The organism is Pseudonocardia sp. (genome assembly GCF_029263155.1).
Taxonomy (GTDB): domain Bacteria; phylum Actinomycetota; class Actinomycetes; order Mycobacteriales; family Pseudonocardiaceae; genus Pseudonocardia.
The window spans coordinates 22,835-38,003 of the sequence record NZ_JAJCYB010000076.1; the positions used below are offsets into that span (position 1 = coordinate 22,835).

At 74.7% G+C, this 15,169-nt stretch carries 16 protein-coding genes; 13 read left to right on the forward strand and 3 right to left on the reverse strand.

Features of this window, described 5'->3' with window-relative positions; all coding sequences use genetic code 11:
- The 4 genes from Q1K26_RS16135 to Q1K26_RS16150 all read left to right on the forward strand — a co-directional run bounded on the left by Q1K26_RS16135 (position 1) and on the right by Q1K26_RS16150 (position 4,548).
- Complete coding sequence (locus Q1K26_RS16135) at positions 1-1,509, forward strand: YifB family Mg chelatase-like AAA ATPase (protein ID WP_300012975.1); 1,509 nt, start codon at positions 1-3, stop codon at positions 1,507-1,509.
- Positions 1,506-2,675, forward strand: a complete 1,170-nt coding sequence (gene dprA / locus Q1K26_RS16140; RefSeq protein WP_300012978.1) for a DNA-processing protein DprA — start codon at positions 1,506-1,508, stop codon at positions 2,673-2,675. The genes Q1K26_RS16135 and dprA overlap by 4 nt, the downstream gene beginning before the upstream one ends.
- A 75-nt stretch (positions 2,676-2,750) precedes the next feature.
- Positions 2,751-3,671 carry a tyrosine-type recombinase/integrase gene (locus Q1K26_RS16145; protein WP_300012981.1) on the forward strand — a complete coding sequence of 307 codons (921 nt, stop codon included), beginning with the start codon at positions 2,751-2,753 and terminating at the stop codon, positions 3,669-3,671.
- The gene (locus Q1K26_RS16150) at positions 3,646-4,548 is read left to right on the forward strand and encodes a FliA/WhiG family RNA polymerase sigma factor (protein WP_300012984.1); all 903 of its coding nucleotides are present in this window, start codon (positions 3,646-3,648) and stop codon (positions 4,546-4,548) included. The genes Q1K26_RS16145 and Q1K26_RS16150 overlap by 26 nt, the downstream gene beginning before the upstream one ends.
- Before the next feature lie 160 nt (positions 4,549-4,708).
- Here the strand turns inward: Q1K26_RS16150 and Q1K26_RS28770 are convergent, their stop codons facing one another.
- Positions 4,709-5,659 carry a peptidoglycan DD-metalloendopeptidase family protein gene (locus Q1K26_RS28770; RefSeq protein WP_363320483.1) on the reverse strand — a complete coding sequence of 317 codons (951 nt, stop codon included), beginning with the start codon at positions 5,657-5,659 and terminating at the stop codon, positions 4,709-4,711.
- A gap of 527 nt (positions 5,660-6,186) precedes the next feature.
- On the opposite strand from Q1K26_RS28770, the gene rpsB reads away from it, so the two are divergent.
- The 6 genes from rpsB (at position 6,187) to Q1K26_RS16185 (ending at position 10,896) form a co-directional block, all read left to right on the forward strand.
- Positions 6,187-7,089 (forward strand): 30S ribosomal protein S2, encoded by a 903-nt coding sequence (rpsB, locus tag Q1K26_RS16160; RefSeq protein WP_300012987.1) that lies wholly within the window; start codon positions 6,187-6,189, stop codon positions 7,087-7,089.
- A 75-nt stretch (positions 7,090-7,164) separates the two neighbouring features.
- The gene (gene tsf, locus Q1K26_RS16165) at positions 7,165-7,980 is read left to right on the forward strand and encodes a translation elongation factor Ts (protein ID WP_300012990.1); all 816 of its coding nucleotides are present in this window, start codon (positions 7,165-7,167) and stop codon (positions 7,978-7,980) included.
- Positions 7,980-8,738 (forward strand): UMP kinase, encoded by a 759-nt coding sequence (gene pyrH / locus Q1K26_RS16170; protein ID WP_300012993.1) that lies wholly within the window; start codon positions 7,980-7,982, stop codon positions 8,736-8,738. Before tsf ends, pyrH begins: the two co-directional genes overlap by 1 nt.
- 7 nt (positions 8,739-8,745) lie before the next feature.
- On the forward strand, positions 8,746-9,303 hold the full coding sequence (gene frr, locus Q1K26_RS16175) for a ribosome recycling factor (RefSeq protein WP_300012996.1): 558 nt from the start codon (positions 8,746-8,748) through the stop codon (positions 9,301-9,303).
- Positions 9,304-9,358: 55 nt separating this feature from the next.
- A complete protein-coding gene (locus tag Q1K26_RS16180) occupies positions 9,359-10,210 on the forward strand; it encodes a phosphatidate cytidylyltransferase (protein ID WP_300013271.1) in 852 nt (283 codons plus the stop codon).
- A complete protein-coding gene (locus tag Q1K26_RS16185; protein ID WP_300012999.1) occupies positions 10,207-10,896 on the forward strand; it encodes a class I SAM-dependent methyltransferase in 690 nt (229 codons plus the stop codon). Before Q1K26_RS16180 ends, Q1K26_RS16185 begins: the two co-directional genes overlap by 4 nt.
- Here Q1K26_RS16185 and Q1K26_RS16190 read toward each other — a convergent pair.
- On the reverse strand, positions 10,883-11,341 hold the full coding sequence (locus Q1K26_RS16190) for a Rieske (2Fe-2S) protein (protein WP_300013002.1): 459 nt from the start codon (positions 11,339-11,341) through the stop codon (positions 10,883-10,885). The genes Q1K26_RS16185 and Q1K26_RS16190 overlap by 14 nt on opposite strands.
- A 135-nt stretch (positions 11,342-11,476) precedes the next feature.
- On the opposite strand from Q1K26_RS16190, the gene Q1K26_RS16195 reads away from it, so the two are divergent.
- Both Q1K26_RS16195 and rlmN read left to right on the forward strand, forming a co-directional pair.
- The gene (locus tag Q1K26_RS16195; RefSeq protein WP_300013005.1) at positions 11,477-12,007 is read left to right on the forward strand and encodes a hypothetical protein; all 531 of its coding nucleotides are present in this window, start codon (positions 11,477-11,479) and stop codon (positions 12,005-12,007) included.
- A 123-nt stretch (positions 12,008-12,130) separates the two neighbouring features.
- Positions 12,131-13,237: a 23S rRNA (adenine(2503)-C(2))-methyltransferase RlmN gene (gene rlmN, locus Q1K26_RS16200; RefSeq protein ID WP_300013009.1), complete on the forward strand. Its 1,107-nt coding sequence runs from the start codon at positions 12,131-12,133 to the stop codon at positions 13,235-13,237.
- 55 nt (positions 13,238-13,292) lie between these two features.
- On the opposite strand, the gene Q1K26_RS16205 is transcribed toward rlmN, so the two are convergent.
- Positions 13,293-14,360: an ATP-dependent DNA ligase gene (locus tag Q1K26_RS16205; RefSeq protein WP_300013012.1), complete on the reverse strand. Its 1,068-nt coding sequence runs from the start codon at positions 14,358-14,360 to the stop codon at positions 13,293-13,295.
- A 61-nt stretch (positions 14,361-14,421) separates the two neighbouring features.
- On the opposite strand from Q1K26_RS16205, the gene Q1K26_RS16210 reads away from it, so the two are divergent.
- Complete coding sequence (locus Q1K26_RS16210) at positions 14,422-14,997, forward strand: dienelactone hydrolase family protein (protein ID WP_300013015.1); 576 nt, start codon at positions 14,422-14,424, stop codon at positions 14,995-14,997.
- The last annotated feature ends 172 nt before the right edge of the window (positions 14,998-15,169 follow it).

Here is a 15,169-nt window from a genome sequence, read left to right on the forward strand (position 1 = left end):
ATGGGCCTCGCCAGAGGGTGGTCGGTGGCGCTGCGCGGCGTCGACGGGCACGTCGTCGAGGTCGAGGCCGACGTCGGCGGCGGCCTGCCCGGCGTGCACCTGCTGGGGCTGCCGGACGCGGCGCTGCGCGAGTCGCAGGACCGGGTGCGTGCGGCGGTCGTCAACTCCGGGCTGGTGTGGCCCAACGAGCGGATCGTGCTGGCCCTGAGCCCGGCCACGCTGCGCAAGACGGGAAGCGCGTTCGACCTGGCGCTCGCCTGCTGCGTCCTGGCGGCGGCCGGCACGGTGCCGCAGCGGTCGCTGGAGCGCACCGTCCTGCTGGGGGAGCTCGCGCTGGACGGGAGGCTGCGGCCGGTGCGCGGCGTGCTGCCCTGCCTGCTCGCGGCCCGCGACGCCGGGATGGCGCGGGTGGTCGTGCCGGAGGTGGCGCTGTCGGAGGCGGCGCTCGTCGGCGGCATCGAGGTGCACGGCGCGACCGATCTGGCCGAGGTGCTCGGGTGGCTGCGCGACGGGGCGCTGCTGCGCCGCCCGGGCCCGCCGCCCGGACCGGGCGGCGACGAGCCACCCGACCTCGCCGACGTGCTCGGGCAGGACGACGCGCGGCACGCGCTGGAGGTGGCGGCCGCCGGCGGGCACCACCTGCTGCTGGTGGGCCCGCCGGGCACCGGCAAGACGATGCTGGCCCAGCGGATCGTCGGCCTGCTCCCGCGGCTCACCACCGACGACGCGCTGGCGCTCGCCGCGATCCGGTCGGTGGCCGGGCGGCTGCCCGACGGTGCTCCGCTCGCCACGGTCCCGCCGCTGGTGGCCCCGCACCACTCGAGCTCCATGGCCGCGCTCGTCGGCGGGGGTGGTGGGCTCGCGCGCCCCGGCGCGGTGTCGCTGGCCCACCGCGGCGTGCTGTTCGTCGACGAGGCACCGGAGTTCGGTGCCCACCTGCTCGACGCGCTGCGCACCCCGTTGGAGGAGGGCGAGGTCCGGCTGGCCCGGGCGGAGGGCACGGTGCACTACCCGGCCCGCTTCCAGCTCGTGCTCGCCGCCAACCCCTGCCCGTGCGCACCGGCCCACGACCGCGACTGCGTATGCCCGTCGCTGGTGCGCCGCCGCTACCTCGGCCGGCTGTCGGGCCCGCTGCTGGACCGGGTGGACCTGCGGGCGCGGATGTACCCCGTCACCACCTTCACCACGGAGGCCGCCGAGGGGGAGGACACGGCCACGGTGCGCGCCCGGGTACTGGCGGCCCGTGCGGCGGCGGCCGAGCGCTGGGCGGCCGACGGCTGGCGCACCAACGCGGAGGTCCCCGGGCCGGTGCTCCGGTCGCGGTACGCGTTGCCGCCCGCGGCCGTGCGCCCCCTCGACGCGGGGATGCGGGCGGGCGAGCTCACCGCGCGCGGGGCGGACCGCGCGTTGCGGGTGGCGTGGACGCTGTCCGATCTGTCCGGCACGAGCCGGCCGGACCGCGAGCACGTGGAGGCGGCGCTGTACTTCCGCGACCGGAGGGCGGCATGAGCGCGCGGGACGACGCCGTGGTCCCCCGGGAGCCGCGGTGGGCTCCGGACCTGTTGGCCCGGGCCTACCTCTCCCGGGTTGCCGAACCACCCGCCCCGGGGCTGGCCGGCTTCGTGGTGGAGGTCGGTCCGGTCGAGGCGGCCGAACGGGTGCGGCGCGGCGACGTTCCCGCACCGGTCGCCGCCGAGACCGCGGCCCGGCGGGGGGTGGAGCGCGCGGCCGCCGACCTGGCCGCGGCCGCGGCGTCGGGGATGCGCCTGCTCACCCCGGAGCATCCCGAATGGCCGGCCGGACCCTTCGAGGCGCTGGCGGGCTGCGGCGTCGGCGAGCTGGCGCCGCCGGTGGCGCTGTGGGTCACGGGACCGGGGCGGCTCGCCGCGCTGTGCGAGCGGGCGGTGGCGGTGGTCGGAGCCCGGGCGGCCACCGGGTACGGCACGCACGTCGCGGGGGAGCTGGGCGCGGCGCTGGCGCAACGGTCCTGCACCGTCGTGTCCGGTGCGGCGATCGGTATCGACGGCGCCGCGCACCGGGGAGCGCTGGGCGCGGCCGGTGCCACCGTGGCCGTGCTGGCCTGCGGCGCCGACCGGGCCTACCCGCGGGCGCACGAGACCCTGCTCGCCCGGATCGCCGGCACCGGGCTGGTGGTGAGCGAGTACCCGCCCGGCAGCGTCCCCGGCCGGCATCGGTTCCTGGTCCGCAACCGGCTCATCGCCGGCCTCGCGGCCGGCACCGTCGTCGTCGAGGCCGGACTGCGCAGCGGAGCCACCCGGACCGCCACCGACACGGCCTCGCTCGGTCGCCCGGTGATGGCCGTGCCCGGTCCGGTCACGTCCGGGATGTCGGCGGGGTGTCACCGGTTGCTGCGGGAGGGGGCGGTGCTCGTCACCCGCGCCGAGGAGGTGCTGGAGGGGATCGGTCCGATCGGCGCGCAGCTCGCTCTCGACCCGCCCGTCCCGAGGCGGGCGACCGACGGGCTCGAACCCGCCGCGCAGCTGGTGCACGACGCCTTCCCCGCCGGTGGGGCCTGCGGGACGCGATGGCTGGCGGAGGAGGCCGGCGTGCCGCTGGGTGCGGTGCGGGTGGCGCTCGTGGAGCTCGAACGGCGCGATCTGGTGGAGCACCGCGATGGTTCGTGGCGGCTGCACCCGCGATCGGTGGGGCGATGAGCCGCACCGTGCACCGGCGCCGACACGGCCCTGCGGTGCTTGACCGGGGGCGGGGGATCGCGGAGCGTCCGGGCCATGCCCCCGTCGCGCGTGCCGGAGCCCGCGCCGGCCGTCGGCGCGGTGCTGGAGGAGTTCGTCCGCCACCTGGGTCTGGAACGCGGGTGTTCGGCGCACACCGTGCGGGCCTATCGCGGGGACCTGCTGCCGTTGCTGAGCCGGATCGACGACGTCGCGGCGATCGACCTGGCGCTGCTGCGTCGCTGGCTCGCCGACGGTCACGCGGGGGGTGCGGGTCGGTCCACGCTGGCCCGGCGCGCTGCCGCGGCCCGGACGTTCACGGCCTGGGCACACCGCACCGGCCGGCTCGCGACCGACCCGGGCGCACTGCTGGTGTCGCCACGGCCGCGCACGGCACTGCCCGCCGTCCTCGACCCGGCGGAGACCGGATCCCTGTTCGACGCGGCGGTGTCCGGAGCCGCGGAGGGCGAGCCCGCAGCCGTGCGCGACCTGCTGATCCTCGAGCTGCTCTACGCCACCGGGATGCGGGTGGGAGAGCTGTGCGGGCTCGACGTCGACGACGTCGACGAGGAACGGCGGGCGGTGCGCGTGCTGGGCAAGGGCGGCCGTGAACGCACCGTCGTCTACGGTGTGCCGGCCGCCACCGCGTTGCGGCGCTGGCTCGACGGTGGGCGGCGCGAGCTCGCCCGCCCGGGTTCACCGCCTGCCCTGCTCCTCGGGGCCCGCGGTGGGCGGCTGGACCCGCGGATCGCGCGCGAGGTGGTGCACCGTGCGGTGGCTGCGGTGCCGGGCGCCCCGGACACCGGACCGCACGGTCTGCGGCACGCCGCAGCCACTCACATGATGGCCGGCGGCGCGGACCTCCGTTACGTACAGGAGTTGCTCGGTCACGCTAAGCTAGCAACCACTCAGCTCTACACACACGTGACCGTCGAGCGGCTGAAGGTGGTACATGAGCAGGCGCACCCCAGGGCTTAGTCCGGTCCTGGACGGATCGGCGCAGCTCAGGGCGTTCACCGGGGCCGTGGTCACGGCACTGGCCCACCGCGAGACGGTGCTGACGGAGCCGTCCCCGCCGTCCCCGGCACCGGTATCCCGGGTCGTCCCCAGCGGCGACCGCAGCCCCGTGGACCGGCTGTGGGACGCCTACCTGGCGTGCCCGACACGCCCGGTCCGCGACCGGTTGCTCGTGCACTACACGCCACTCGTGCGCGCCGTGGCCCACCGCACGGCTGTCGGGCTGCCCACCTACGTCGACCTCGCGGACCTCGTCTCGGCCGGGGTGTTCGGGCTGATCGACGCGGTGGAGCGGTTCGACCCCGAGCGCTGCCCGCGGTTCGAGAGCTATGCCGCCCAGCGCATCCGCGGCGCCATTCTCGACGAGCTGCGCGCCCAGGACTGGGTCCCGCGCACCATCCGCGGCCGCGCGCGCGAGCTCGACCGCGCGCGCGAGCGCCTGGAGGCGGTGCTGCGCCGGGCGGCCACCGACCGCGAGCTCGCCGACGAGCTCGGGCTGCCCGTCCGGGACCTGCGCACCCTCACCCGGCACACCCAGCTCGTCTCCGTGGAGGCGCTCGACGAGGGCAGCGGAGGTCTGTCCGAGCTGCTGGCCGACGACGCCGCCCCCGATCCGATGACGATCGTGCAGGCCCGCGAGACGTCGCGGCAGCTGGAGGCGGCCGTCGCGCAACTCGGCGAGCGCGATCGACTCGTGGTCCGCATGTACTACCTGGAGAACCGCACCCTGGCAGAGATCGGCCGGGAGCTGGGCATCACCGAGTCGCGGGTGTGCCAGCTGCACACCCGGCTGGTCGGTCGGCTGCGTGGGCGGTTGGAGGAACTGGCCGCCGGGTAGACGGGCCCGCGACGGAGCGATCCGGGCGGGAGTCGCGCCGGACCGGCGCCGACGAGGCGCCACGCCGGTCACCGACGGACCCGCGACGCAGGTGCCGCTGACCACCACGGCCGCCACCGCCGCCGGGTCACCCCGCGCGCTGCCGCGGCGCGCCGGGCCGTCAGCCGGGCCAGGGCTCGGGGACCGGAAGCAGCCGTACCCGCGGCGGTCGCAGCAGCACCAGCGGATCGAGGTAGTCGGCGCGGTCCCGGCGCGCACCCCAGTGCAGGCACGTGTCGCGGCAGCCGGCATGTCCGGTCTCCAGCACGCCCAGCACCGCGCCCGCCGCCACGACCGTCCCGGCGACGACGAGCGGGGCGACCGGCTCGTACGTCGTGCGCAGCCCGTCGTCGTGCTGCACCGACACCACCGGACGACCGGCCACCGCACCGGCGAACACCACCGTGCCCGCCCGTGCGGCCAGCACCGGCTGCCCGGCGGTGCCGGCGAGATCCACCCCGCGATGGCCGGGGCCGTATGCGTGGGCCGGTGCCCGGAACGGCGTGCGCACCGCGGGCACGGGCAGCAGCGGCCACGCGTATCCCGCGCCCGGCGCGGGCACTCCCGCCCCGGCCGGTGCGGCGGGTACCCCCGCCCCGGCCGGTCCGGTGGGGAGAACCACATCGCCTGCGGCCGGGCCGCCGCCGTCCGGGCTCCCCGAGGACGGCTCCCCGGCGGCGGGGCCCTCTCCGGCGGGGCCCTCGTCGGCGGGGCCCTCTCCGGCGGGGCCTCCTCTGGCCGGGCCCCACTCGGCCGGGTCGCCGGCGGGGCTGCTGGCGTGCGGGCCGTTGGTGTCCGGGCCGTCGTCCGGGCTGCGCTTGTCCGGGCTGCGCTTGTCCGGGCGGTCGCCGCCGGGGCCGCCGTTGTCGGGGTCGCTCTTGTCGGGGTCGCCGTGTTCGGGGTGGCTGTTGTCGCGGTCGCCCACGGAGAGGGCGGAGCCGTACGCGGTGGTGGTGTGGTGGCCCGGCCCGGCCGGCACCGGGGCCGTCTCGGCCGGTGCGGTTCGGATCGGTGGCGCTGCGCCGGCCGGGCCGGATGCGACGGCGGTCATCAGCAGCACGGCGACAGCCACCGCGGGACCGCCGCCCGCCGCGCGGCCTGACGGCCGCCCGCCGCCGGGACCCGGTGCCGCGCGCCTCCCTGTTCGCCACGGGCCTGTCCTCCACGGGAGCTTCGCCCACCAGCGCCCGCACCGGACCCCCGGTACGGCCGCCCGGAAGGCCGGGTGGTGCGGGTCGGCGGTAGCGGACATGGCGCCAGCGTGCCGCTGATCCGCTGCGGAGAACCCCTGGTCGCAGATCCTGTGGACCGGTGGCGGGCGATGTGGACAACCGGGGCACACCGGGTGAGGCCGTCCCGGGCCGCGGCGTACACTCGACCCGCACCCCGGACTCCGGGGTGACTTCGCGCGCTCGCGTACCCGCCGGTCCCGGCCCCCGTGGCCGACCGGCACGAACACGGCGGACGGGCGGTCCCGCGGCACGTGTGCGGGTCCGGACGCCGACGCGACGCCAGGGCGGATCCGCCGACCGGCGCTCCGCACAACCGCGTGCGTGGTCGCCGGGCGATCGCGCCAGAGGAGAGAGGTGAACACCGGCCATGGCCGTCGTCACCATGAAGCAGCTGCTCGACAGCGGCGTGCACTTCGGGCACCAGACCCGCCGCTGGAACCCGAAGATGAAGCGCTACATCCTCACCGAGCGCAACGGCATCTACATCATCGACCTGCAGCAGACGCTGTCCTACATCGACCGGGCCTACGAGTTCGTGCGCGAGACCGTCGCGCACGGCGGCACGATCATGTTCGTGGGCACGAAGAAGCAGGCGCAGGAGGCCATCGCCGACGAGGCGGGCCGCGTCAACATGCCGTATGTCAACCAGCGCTGGCTGGGCGGCATGCTCACCAACTTCCAGACCGTCCACAGGCGCCTTCAGCGGATGAAGGAGCTCGAGGCGATGGAGCAGACGGGGGGCTTCGAGGGTCGGACCAAGAAGGAGATCCTCATGCTGACCCGGGAGAAGACCAAGCTGGAGAAGACGCTCGGCGGCATCCGGGACATGACCAAGGTCCCGAGCGCGGTCTGGATCGTGGACACCAAGAAGGAGCACATCGCCGTCGGCGAGGCCCGGAAGCTGGGCATCCCGGTCGTCTCCATCCTGGACACCAACTGCGATCCCGACGAGGTCGACTTCCCGATCCCGGGCAACGACGACGCGATCCGCTCGGCCGCGCTGCTCACGAAGGTCGTCGCCCAGGCGGCGGCCGACGGCCTGATGCAGCGCTCCGCGCGCGCCCGCGGCGGCGACGGCACCGAGGACAAGCCGGCCACCGAGGAGCCGCTCGCCGAGTGGGAGCAGGAGCTGCTCGCCAGCGGAACCGCGAGCGCCGGATCCGACGGCGCCAGCCTCACGGCCGCCGCTGCGCCGGCCGAGGCGCCCAGCCCGGCCGCCGAGCCCGCCCCGGCCAGCACCAGCAACGGCACCCAGCAGACCACCAGCTGATCTGCACCGCCCCGGGCCCGCGGCCCGGGGCGGTCGCGGTATCCCTCCAACTCACAAGGGACGAAGAGACCCACCATGGCGAACTACACCGCCGCCGACGTCAAGAAGCTCAGGGACCTCACCGGTTCCGGGATGATGGACTGCAAGAAGGCGCTGGAGGACTCCGACGGCGACTTCGACAAGTCCGTCGAGCTGCTGCGCATCAAGGGCGCGAAGGACATCGACAAGCGCGCAGGCCGCGAGACCGCGAACGGCCTCGTCGTCGCCGAGGGCGGCACGATGGTCCAGCTCAACTGCGAGACCGACTTCGTCGCCAAGAGCGCCGACTTCCAGGCCCTCGCCGACTCCGTGCTGAAGGTCGCGGTCGACGAGCAGCCCGCCGATCTCGACGCCCTCAAGGCCGCCAAGCTCGGGGACGGCACCGTCGAGGACGCCGTTCTCGCGCTGTCCGCCCGCATCGGCGAGAAGCTCGAGCTCAAGCGCTACGTCCACGTCGACGGGCCGGTGGCGCTGTACCTGCACCGCCGCGCGTCGGACCTGCCGCCCGCCATCGGCGCGCTGGTGTCCTACGAGGGAGCCTCCGACGAGGCCGCCAAGGGCGTCGCGATGCACGTCGCCGCGGCCCGGCCGAGCTACACCACCCGCGACGAGGTCCCGGCCGAGGTGATCGAGAACGAGCGCCGCATCGCCGAGGCCACCGCCCGCGAGGAGGGCAAGCCCGAACAGGTGCTGCCCCGCATCGTGGACGGCCGCATCAACGGCTTCTACAAGGACGTCGTGCTCCTGGAGCAGGCGTCCGTCCAGGACTCCAAGAAGACGGTGAAGGCGCTGCTCGACGAGGCCGGCGTCACGGTCAAGAAGTTCGCGCGCTTCGAGGTCGGCCAGGCCTGATGGCAGACGACCCGAGGATCGACACCGACCACACCGGCCCCGGATTCCGCCGAGTGCTGCTCAAGCTCGGCGGGGAGATGTTCGGGGGAGGTGCGGTCGGTGTCGATCCGGAGGTCGTCGAGACCGTCGCCCGGCAGATCGCCGAGGTGGTCACCTCGGGTGCGCAGGTGGCGGTCGTCATCGGCGGCGGCAACTTCTTCCGCGGCTCCGAGCTGCAGGAACGCGGGATGGAGCGGTCCCGTGCCGACTACATGGGCATGCTCGGCACGGTCATGAACTGCCTCGCCCTGCAGGACTTCCTGGAGCGCGAGCACCACATCGACACCCGCGTCCAGACCGCGATCACGATGGGCCAGGTCGCGGAGGCCTACATCCCGCGCCGGGCGATCCGGCACCTGGAGAAGGGCCGCGTCGTGATCTTCGGTGCTGGCGTCGGGATGCCGTACTTCTCCACCGACACCGCCGGTGCCCAGCGGGCCCTGGAGATCGGGGCCGAGGCGCTGCTGCTGGCCAAGGGCGTGGACGGCGTCTTCACCGCCGACCCGAAGCTGGACCCCGAGGCGAAGCGCTACGAGGAGATCACGCACCGCGAGGTTCTCGAACAGGGCCTGAAGGTCGCCGACGCCACCGCCTTCAGCCTCTGCATGGACAACAAGATGCCGATCATCGTGTTCAACCTGCTCGTCGAGGGCAACATCGCCCGCGCGGTGCGTGGTGAGAGGATCGGCACGTTGGTGAGCACGCCCGGGGAAAGGTAGGTACGTCGTGATCGACGAGACGCTCTTCGACGCCGAGGAGAAGATGGAGAAGGCCGTCTCCGTCGCGAAGGACGACCTGGCCTCCGTGCGCACCGGGCGGGCCACACCCAACATGTTCGCCCGGGTGATGGTCGACTACTACGGCGCGATGACCCCGATCAACCAGCTCGCGTCGATCACCATCCCGGAGGCGCGGATGGTGGTGATCAAGCCCTACGACGCGAGCTCGCTCAAGGCGCTGGAGAAGGCGATCCGGGAGTCCGACCTCGGGCTCAACCCCGGCAACGACGGGCAGATCATCCGCGTGGTCGTGCCGCAGCTGTCCGAGGAACGCCGCCGCGACATGGTCAAGGTCGCGCGCGGCAAGGGCGAGGACGCGCGCGTGACGATCCGCAGCGTCCGCCGCAAGGCGATGGAGGAGCTGCACCGCATCGTGAAGGACGGCGAGGCGGGCGAGGACGAGGTGAACCGGGCCGAGAAGGAACTGCAGGGCACCGTCGACAGGTACGTCCACCAGGTCGACGAGCTGGTGAAGAACAAGGAAACCGAGCTCCTCGAAGTCTGAGCCGGTGTCCACCTCCGCTTCCCGCGACCTGCCGTTCGCGGCCGCCGGGTCCCCCATGACGCCCGGCGAGTCGGCGCAACCGCGGGTGCCGAAGCGGGCCCGGCTGGGGCGCAACCTCGTCGCGGCGATCGTGGTGGGCGTGGCGATGGGCGGGATCATCCTGTCATCGCTGCTGTTCGTGCGGTACTTCTTCATCGCGGTGCTGGCCGTGTCCGCCGCGATCGCGTCCTGGGAGCTCGCGGGCGCGCTGCGCCGCGGTGCGGGCATCGAGGTGCCGCTGCCGGTCCTGCTGGTCGGCGGCCAGGCGATGATCTGGCTGGCGTGGCCGTTCGGGACCGGCGGCCTGGCGGCGGCGTTCGGGCTGACGATGGTGACGGCGCTGCTCTGGCGCATGCGCGGCGGCGCGTCGCACTTCGTCCGCGACGTCACGGCCACCGTGTTCACCGCCGCCTACGTGCCGCTGTGCTGCGGGTTCGCCGTGCTGATGACGGTGGCCCCCGACGGCCTGGGCCGGATCCTCACGTTCATGCTCCCGGTGATCGCCTCCGACGTCGGCGGCTACGCGGCGGGCGTGCTGCTCGGCCGGCACCCGATGGCGCCCACGATCAGCCCGAAGAAGTCCTGGGAGGGCTTCGCCGGCTCCCAGGCGGCCGGCATGGCCACCGGCGCGGTGTGCGTGGTGGTGTTCCTCGGCGGGCCGTGGTGGGCGGGCGTACTCACCGGGTCGTTGCTGGTGATCTCCGCGACGCTGGGCGACCTCGTCGAGTCCATGATCAAGCGGGACCTGGGCATCAAGGACATGGGCAACCTGCTGCCCGGCCACGGCGGGATGATGGACCGGCTCGACTCCCTGCTGCCCACCGCGGTGGTGGCCTGGCTGCTGCTCAGCCTGCTCGTGCCCGTATGACCGGCACGATCATCCCGAGCCCGAACGTCTGGAACTGGCCCGAGGTCTACGCGCAGGAGAACGCGGCCCAGGACGTCGACGGCGCCGTCTGGCGGGCGCTGCGCGAGGAGGCGTCGTGGGCCGGGGCCGACGTGCTCGACGTGGGCTGCGGTGACGGCTTCCACCTCCCGATCTTCGCCCGCGAGGCCGCCTCGGTGCTCGGCGCGGAACCGCACCCGCCGCTGGTCGCGCGGGCCCGGGCGCGGGGCTTCCGCGTGCTGGAGGCCGGCGCGGCCGCGCTGCCGCTGCCCGACCGGTCGGTCGACCTGGTGCACGCCCGCACCGCCTACTTCTTCGGCCCCGGCTGCGAACCCGGCCTGGCCGAGGCGGACCGGGTGCTGCGCCCGGGTGGAGCGCTCGTGATCGTCGACCTGGACGCCACCGTCGAGCCCTACGGCGGCTGGATGCGCGCCGACATCCCGCACTACGACCCGGTGGCGGCCGAGCGGTTCTTCGCCCGGCGGGGGTTCTCCACGCGCCGGATCGCCACCCGCTGGGGCTTCCCCGACCGGGCCACACTCGAGTCCGTGCTGCGCATCGAGTTCTCGCGCGCGGTGGCCGACCGGGCGCTCGCGGCGGTCCCCGGCACCGAGATCCCGGTGGGCTACCGGATGCACGTGCGCCGCAGGGTGATCAGCCCAGCGTGAGCTGGTCCCCCTCGACGGTCACGGGCACGCTCGCGAGCCCCTGCTCCGCCGGGCCGTTCAGGACGGCGCCGTCGAGGCCGAAACGGCTGCCGTGACACGGGCAGACGATCTCCGCGTCCTCGACCGACGCCACGTTGCAACTCTGGTGCGGGCACTCCGCGGAGAACGCGGCGAAGTCACCCGCGGTGGCCTGGGTCACCACGACGCCCTGTTCGGCGAAGATGGTGGCCCCGCCGACGGGCACGTCGGAGGTGGGGGCGAGCGGGCCGGTGACCGGGGCGGGCGGTGTCGCGGCCCCGGTGCAACCGGCGACGGCCAGTCCCGACCCGAGCGCGGCGGCCCCGACGACGACGGCCCGGCGGCCTATCCGGGGTGCGGGGGCGTGGGAGTCGGGGGCACCGGGATCGGCGACACGGGGCTCGGGGGCGGCATCGTGCGGGGACATCGTGGTCACTCCAGGTGGTGGGGAGCCGGTCGGGGGCCGGGCCTCGGGTCCGACGTCGGACCCCTGGGCCGGTGCCAACCGTAGCGATCACCGTGTGCGGCGGCCGTGGGGTGGCGGGCCCGCTACCGTGGACCCATGGCGCGAACCGTCACCCTCTCGGCCGCCGCGGTGCTCGCCCTCGGCGGCGGAGCCGGCTGGCTCGTCGGCAGCTCCGCGCTCGACGCCGGAATGGGCACGCTGGTGCTGGCCATCGGCATCGGCGTCACCGCATGGCTCGTGCTCACCGGCAGTCGCGATGCGGTGGAGCGGCCGATCGCGCGCTGGCGCAGCCGCCGGCTGGTGCGCCTGGCCGTGACCGGGCTGGTGCTGATCGTCGGCGGTAGCGCGGTGCTCGGCTTGACCTCCTACGGCGAGCTCGCCGTGCCGCTGGGCTTCTTCGTCGTCGGCGCGCTGCTGATACCGGCGTCGTCGACGCTGGCCGACCGCACCTACCTGGCCCTCGGGGCCGCGCTCATGCTGCTCGCCGCCACCGGGGGGCTGCTCGCCCTGAACTCCGCGGGCGAGCTGTACCCGCGCGGGCTCGTCGGGCTGGGCGCCGGGGTGCTGTTGTGGGCCGCGGCGGCGTATCGCGCCGGGCTGTTCGTGCGCTACCGCACCCGGTCCTGACGGCGCGGCTCGCGCGCCGGAACGTGTCCTGCGTGCCGCCGGCGGCGCGCGTGAGCCGGGTGGGCACGCGAGTCGGTCCGGCCGGGACGCGGCGGTCACGGCGGCTGGCACACTGGGAGGGCCATGACCAGTCTCCCCCTCGTCTTCGACGCCCCCCGCCGCGCCCTGCCGCCCCGCCACCTCGCCGACCTCGACCCGGGAGAGCGCCGCGCCGCGGTGCAGGAGCTCGGGCTGCCCGGCTACCGCGCCGACCAGCTCGCCCGGCACTACTTCGGCCGGCTCACCGCCGACGTGGACGTCATGACCGACCTGTCCGCCGCGGCCCGGGAGACCCTGCGACCGCTGCTGCCCGCGCTGGTCACACCCGTGCTGGAGCAGGACTGCGACGGGGGCAGCACCCGCAAGACGCTGTGGAAGGGCCACGACGGCACCCGCGCGGAGTCGGTGTTGATGGGGTACCCGGACCGGGCCACGGTGTGCGTGTCCAGCCAGGCCGGCTGCGGGATGGCGTGCCCGTTCTGCGCCACCGGGCAGGGCGGGCTGGAGCGCAACATGTCCACCGGCGAGATCGTCGAGCAGGTGCGGCAGGCCGCCGCGGCGGCCCGCGACGGCGCGCTGGGGGCCCCCGCCCGGCTGTCGAACGTCGTGTTCATGGGCATGGGGGAGCCGCTGGCGAACTACAAGCGCGTGGTGGCGGCCGTCCGCCGGATCACCGCGCCCGCGCCGGACGGCCTGGGCATCTCCGCGCGCGGTGTCACCGTCTCCACCGTCGGGCTGGTGCCGGCGATCCACAAGCTCACCGACGAGGGCCTTCCCGTCACGCTCGCGGTGTCGCTGCACACCCCGGACGACGAGCTGCGCGACACCCTCGTGCCGGTCAACAACCGGTGGAAGGTCGACGAGGTGCTCGACGCCGCGCGCGGCTACGCGATCGTCACGGGGCGGCGGGTGTCGATCGAGTACGCCCTGATCCGCGACGTCAACGACCAGCCCTGGCGCGCCGACCTGCTCGGCAAGCGGCTGGCCCAACGCATCGGCCGCCACCGCGTGCACGTCAACCTGATCCCGCTCAACCCCACGCCCGGCAGCGAGTGGGACGCGTCGCCGCGACCGGTGCAGGACGAGTTCGTGCGCCGCGTGGAGGCGGCCGGGGTGGCGTGCACGGTGCGTGACACGCGGGGCCGGGAGATCGCCGCGGCCTGCGGTCAGCTGGCGGCGTCGCAGGTCTGACCGGCGGAGGCCGGACGTCGGGGCCGCCCCCGGGGCGGCCTGCCGCGGTCACGCGTCAGGTCAGCCCCAGCACCTCGCCCAGGTCGAAGTCGACCGCCACCTCCAGCTGCGCGTACGTGCACGACTCGGGGGTGCGGTCGGGGCGCCAGCGCACGAACTGCGCGGTGTGCCGGAAACGCACGCCCTCCATGTAGTCGTAGCGCACCTCCACCACGCGTTCGGGGCGCAGCGGCACGAACGACAGGTCCTTGCCGTTGTTCCAGCGGCTGCCCTCGCCCTTGCGCGGCGTGCGTTCGCCCTCCTCCTGTTTCGCCCAGGCCCACGGGTGGTCGTCGAAGGTGGTGACGAGGGGCTGCAGCTCCTCGAACAGCTCGCGGCGCCGCTGCATCGGGAACGCCCCGATCACGCCGACCGAGGCCAGCACGCCCCGGTCGTCGAACAGCCCGAGCAGCAGCGAGCCGATCGCGTCCGGGCCGGACTTGTGCACCCGGTACCCGGCCACCACGCAGTCGCAGGTGCGCTCGTGCTTGATCTTGGCCATGACGCGCTTGTCCGGCTGGTAGGGCTGGTCGGGCTTCTTCGCGATCAGCCCGTCGAGCCCGGCGCCCTCGAACTGGTCGAACCACTGCCGCGCGAGGTCGTGGTCCCGCGTCAACGGCGTGATGTGCACCGGCGGACCCGCGTCGGCCAGGGCCCGCTCCAGCGCCGCCCGACGCTCCTCGAACCGGGTGCCGGTGAGGTCGTCGTCGCCCAGCGCGAGCAGGTCGAAGGCGACGAAGCTGGCGGGAGTGGTCTCCGACAGCATCGTCACCCGGCTCGCGGCCGGGTGGATGCGTTGCTGGAGCACCTCGAACTCCAGCGTGTTGCGGTCGCGGTCGACCACCACGATCTCGCCGTCGATCACCGCCCGGGGCGGGAAGTGCTCCTTCACCGCCTCGACGACCTCGGGGAAGTAGCGCGTCATCGGCCTCTCGTTGCGGCTGCCGATCTCCACCTCGTCCCCGTCGCGGAAGATGATCGACCGGAAGCCGTCCCACTTGGGCTCGTAGCACTGGCCGGTCGGGATCGCGGAGACGGGCTTGGCCAGCATCGGCTTCACCGGCGGCATCACGGGCAGGTCCACGACCGCCATCCTGCCCCGTCGGTGCCCGAACCTGTCGGTGGGCGCCGCTACGGTCGGGCGCATGACCGAGGTCGTCGTCTTCCATCACGCGCAGGGCTGCACACCCGGGGTGCGCGCCTTCGCCGACGCGCTGCGCTCGGACGGGCACCGGGTGACCGTGCCCGACCTCTACGACGGTGCCACCTTCGGCACCCTCGAGGCCGGGATCGCCCACGCCGGGGAGATCGGGTTCGGCACGCTCCTCGAGCGCGGGCGGGCCGCGGCCGAGACGCTGCCCGGTGCGGTCGTCTACGCGGGGTTCTCGCTCGGGGTGCTGCCCGCGCAGCTGCTCGCGCAGACCAGGCCGGGGGCGCGGGGGGCGCTCCTGCTGCACTCGTGTGTCCCGCCCGCGGAGTTCGGGCCGTGGCCCGACGGCGTCCGCGTGCAGGTGCACGCGATGGAGGGCGACGCGCTGTTCGTGGACGGCGGCGACCTCGCCGCGGCCCGCGACCTCGTCGACACCGTGCCCGGGGCCGAGTTGTTCCGTTACCCCGGCACCGCGCACCTGTTCGCCGACGCCGGCCTGGCCGGGTTCGACGAGCCCGCGGCGACGCTGATGACTCAGCGGGTGCTCGCCTTCCTCGGCGAGGTCCGGTAGGCGCACCGGCCACGGTCCCGGTGGCGCGGTCGCGTGCACCGGCGACCGCTGCGATGCGGGTGCGGTCGGTCCGGACTCGTGCACTCGGTGCGTGGGCCTGACGTTCCGGCGTCCGGCTCCGGGCCCCGGCGTCCGGCTCCGGCCGTGCCGGCGGAGAACCGCGTGATCGGCG

Excerpts from the sequence above, each read along its gene's own strand:
- Q1K26_RS16150 (WP_300012984.1), top strand. The coding sequence starts at position 3,646 with ATGAGCAGGCGCACCCCAGGGCTTAGTCCGGTCCTGGACGGATCGGCG.
- rlmN (WP_300013009.1), top strand. The coding sequence starts at position 12,131 with ATGACCAGTCTCCCCCTCGTCTTCGACGCCCCCCGCCGCGCCCTGCCG.
- tsf (WP_300012990.1), top strand. The coding sequence starts at position 7,165 with ATGGCGAACTACACCGCCGCCGACGTCAAGAAGCTCAGGGACCTCACC.
- Q1K26_RS16210 (WP_300013015.1), top strand. The coding sequence starts at position 14,422 with ATGACCGAGGTCGTCGTCTTCCATCACGCGCAGGGCTGCACACCCGGG.
- Q1K26_RS16190 (WP_300013002.1), bottom strand. The coding sequence starts at position 11,341 with ATGTCCCCGCACGATGCCGCCCCCGAGCCCCGTGTCGCCGATCCCGGT.
- rpsB (WP_300012987.1), top strand. The coding sequence starts at position 6,187 with ATGGCCGTCGTCACCATGAAGCAGCTGCTCGACAGCGGCGTGCACTTC.
- Q1K26_RS16195 (WP_300013005.1), top strand. The coding sequence starts at position 11,477 with ATGGCGCGAACCGTCACCCTCTCGGCCGCCGCGGTGCTCGCCCTCGGC.
- pyrH (WP_300012993.1), top strand. The coding sequence starts at position 7,980 with ATGGCAGACGACCCGAGGATCGACACCGACCACACCGGCCCCGGATTC.
- Q1K26_RS16135 (WP_300012975.1), top strand. The coding sequence starts at position 1 with ATGGGCCTCGCCAGAGGGTGGTCGGTGGCGCTGCGCGGCGTCGACGGG.
- Q1K26_RS16185 (WP_300012999.1), top strand. The coding sequence starts at position 10,207 with ATGACCGGCACGATCATCCCGAGCCCGAACGTCTGGAACTGGCCCGAG.
- Q1K26_RS16145 (WP_300012981.1), top strand. The coding sequence starts at position 2,751 with ATGCCCCCGTCGCGCGTGCCGGAGCCCGCGCCGGCCGTCGGCGCGGTG.
- Q1K26_RS16180 (WP_300013271.1), top strand. The coding sequence starts at position 9,359 with ATGACGCCCGGCGAGTCGGCGCAACCGCGGGTGCCGAAGCGGGCCCGG.
- dprA (WP_300012978.1), top strand. The coding sequence starts at position 1,506 with ATGAGCGCGCGGGACGACGCCGTGGTCCCCCGGGAGCCGCGGTGGGCT.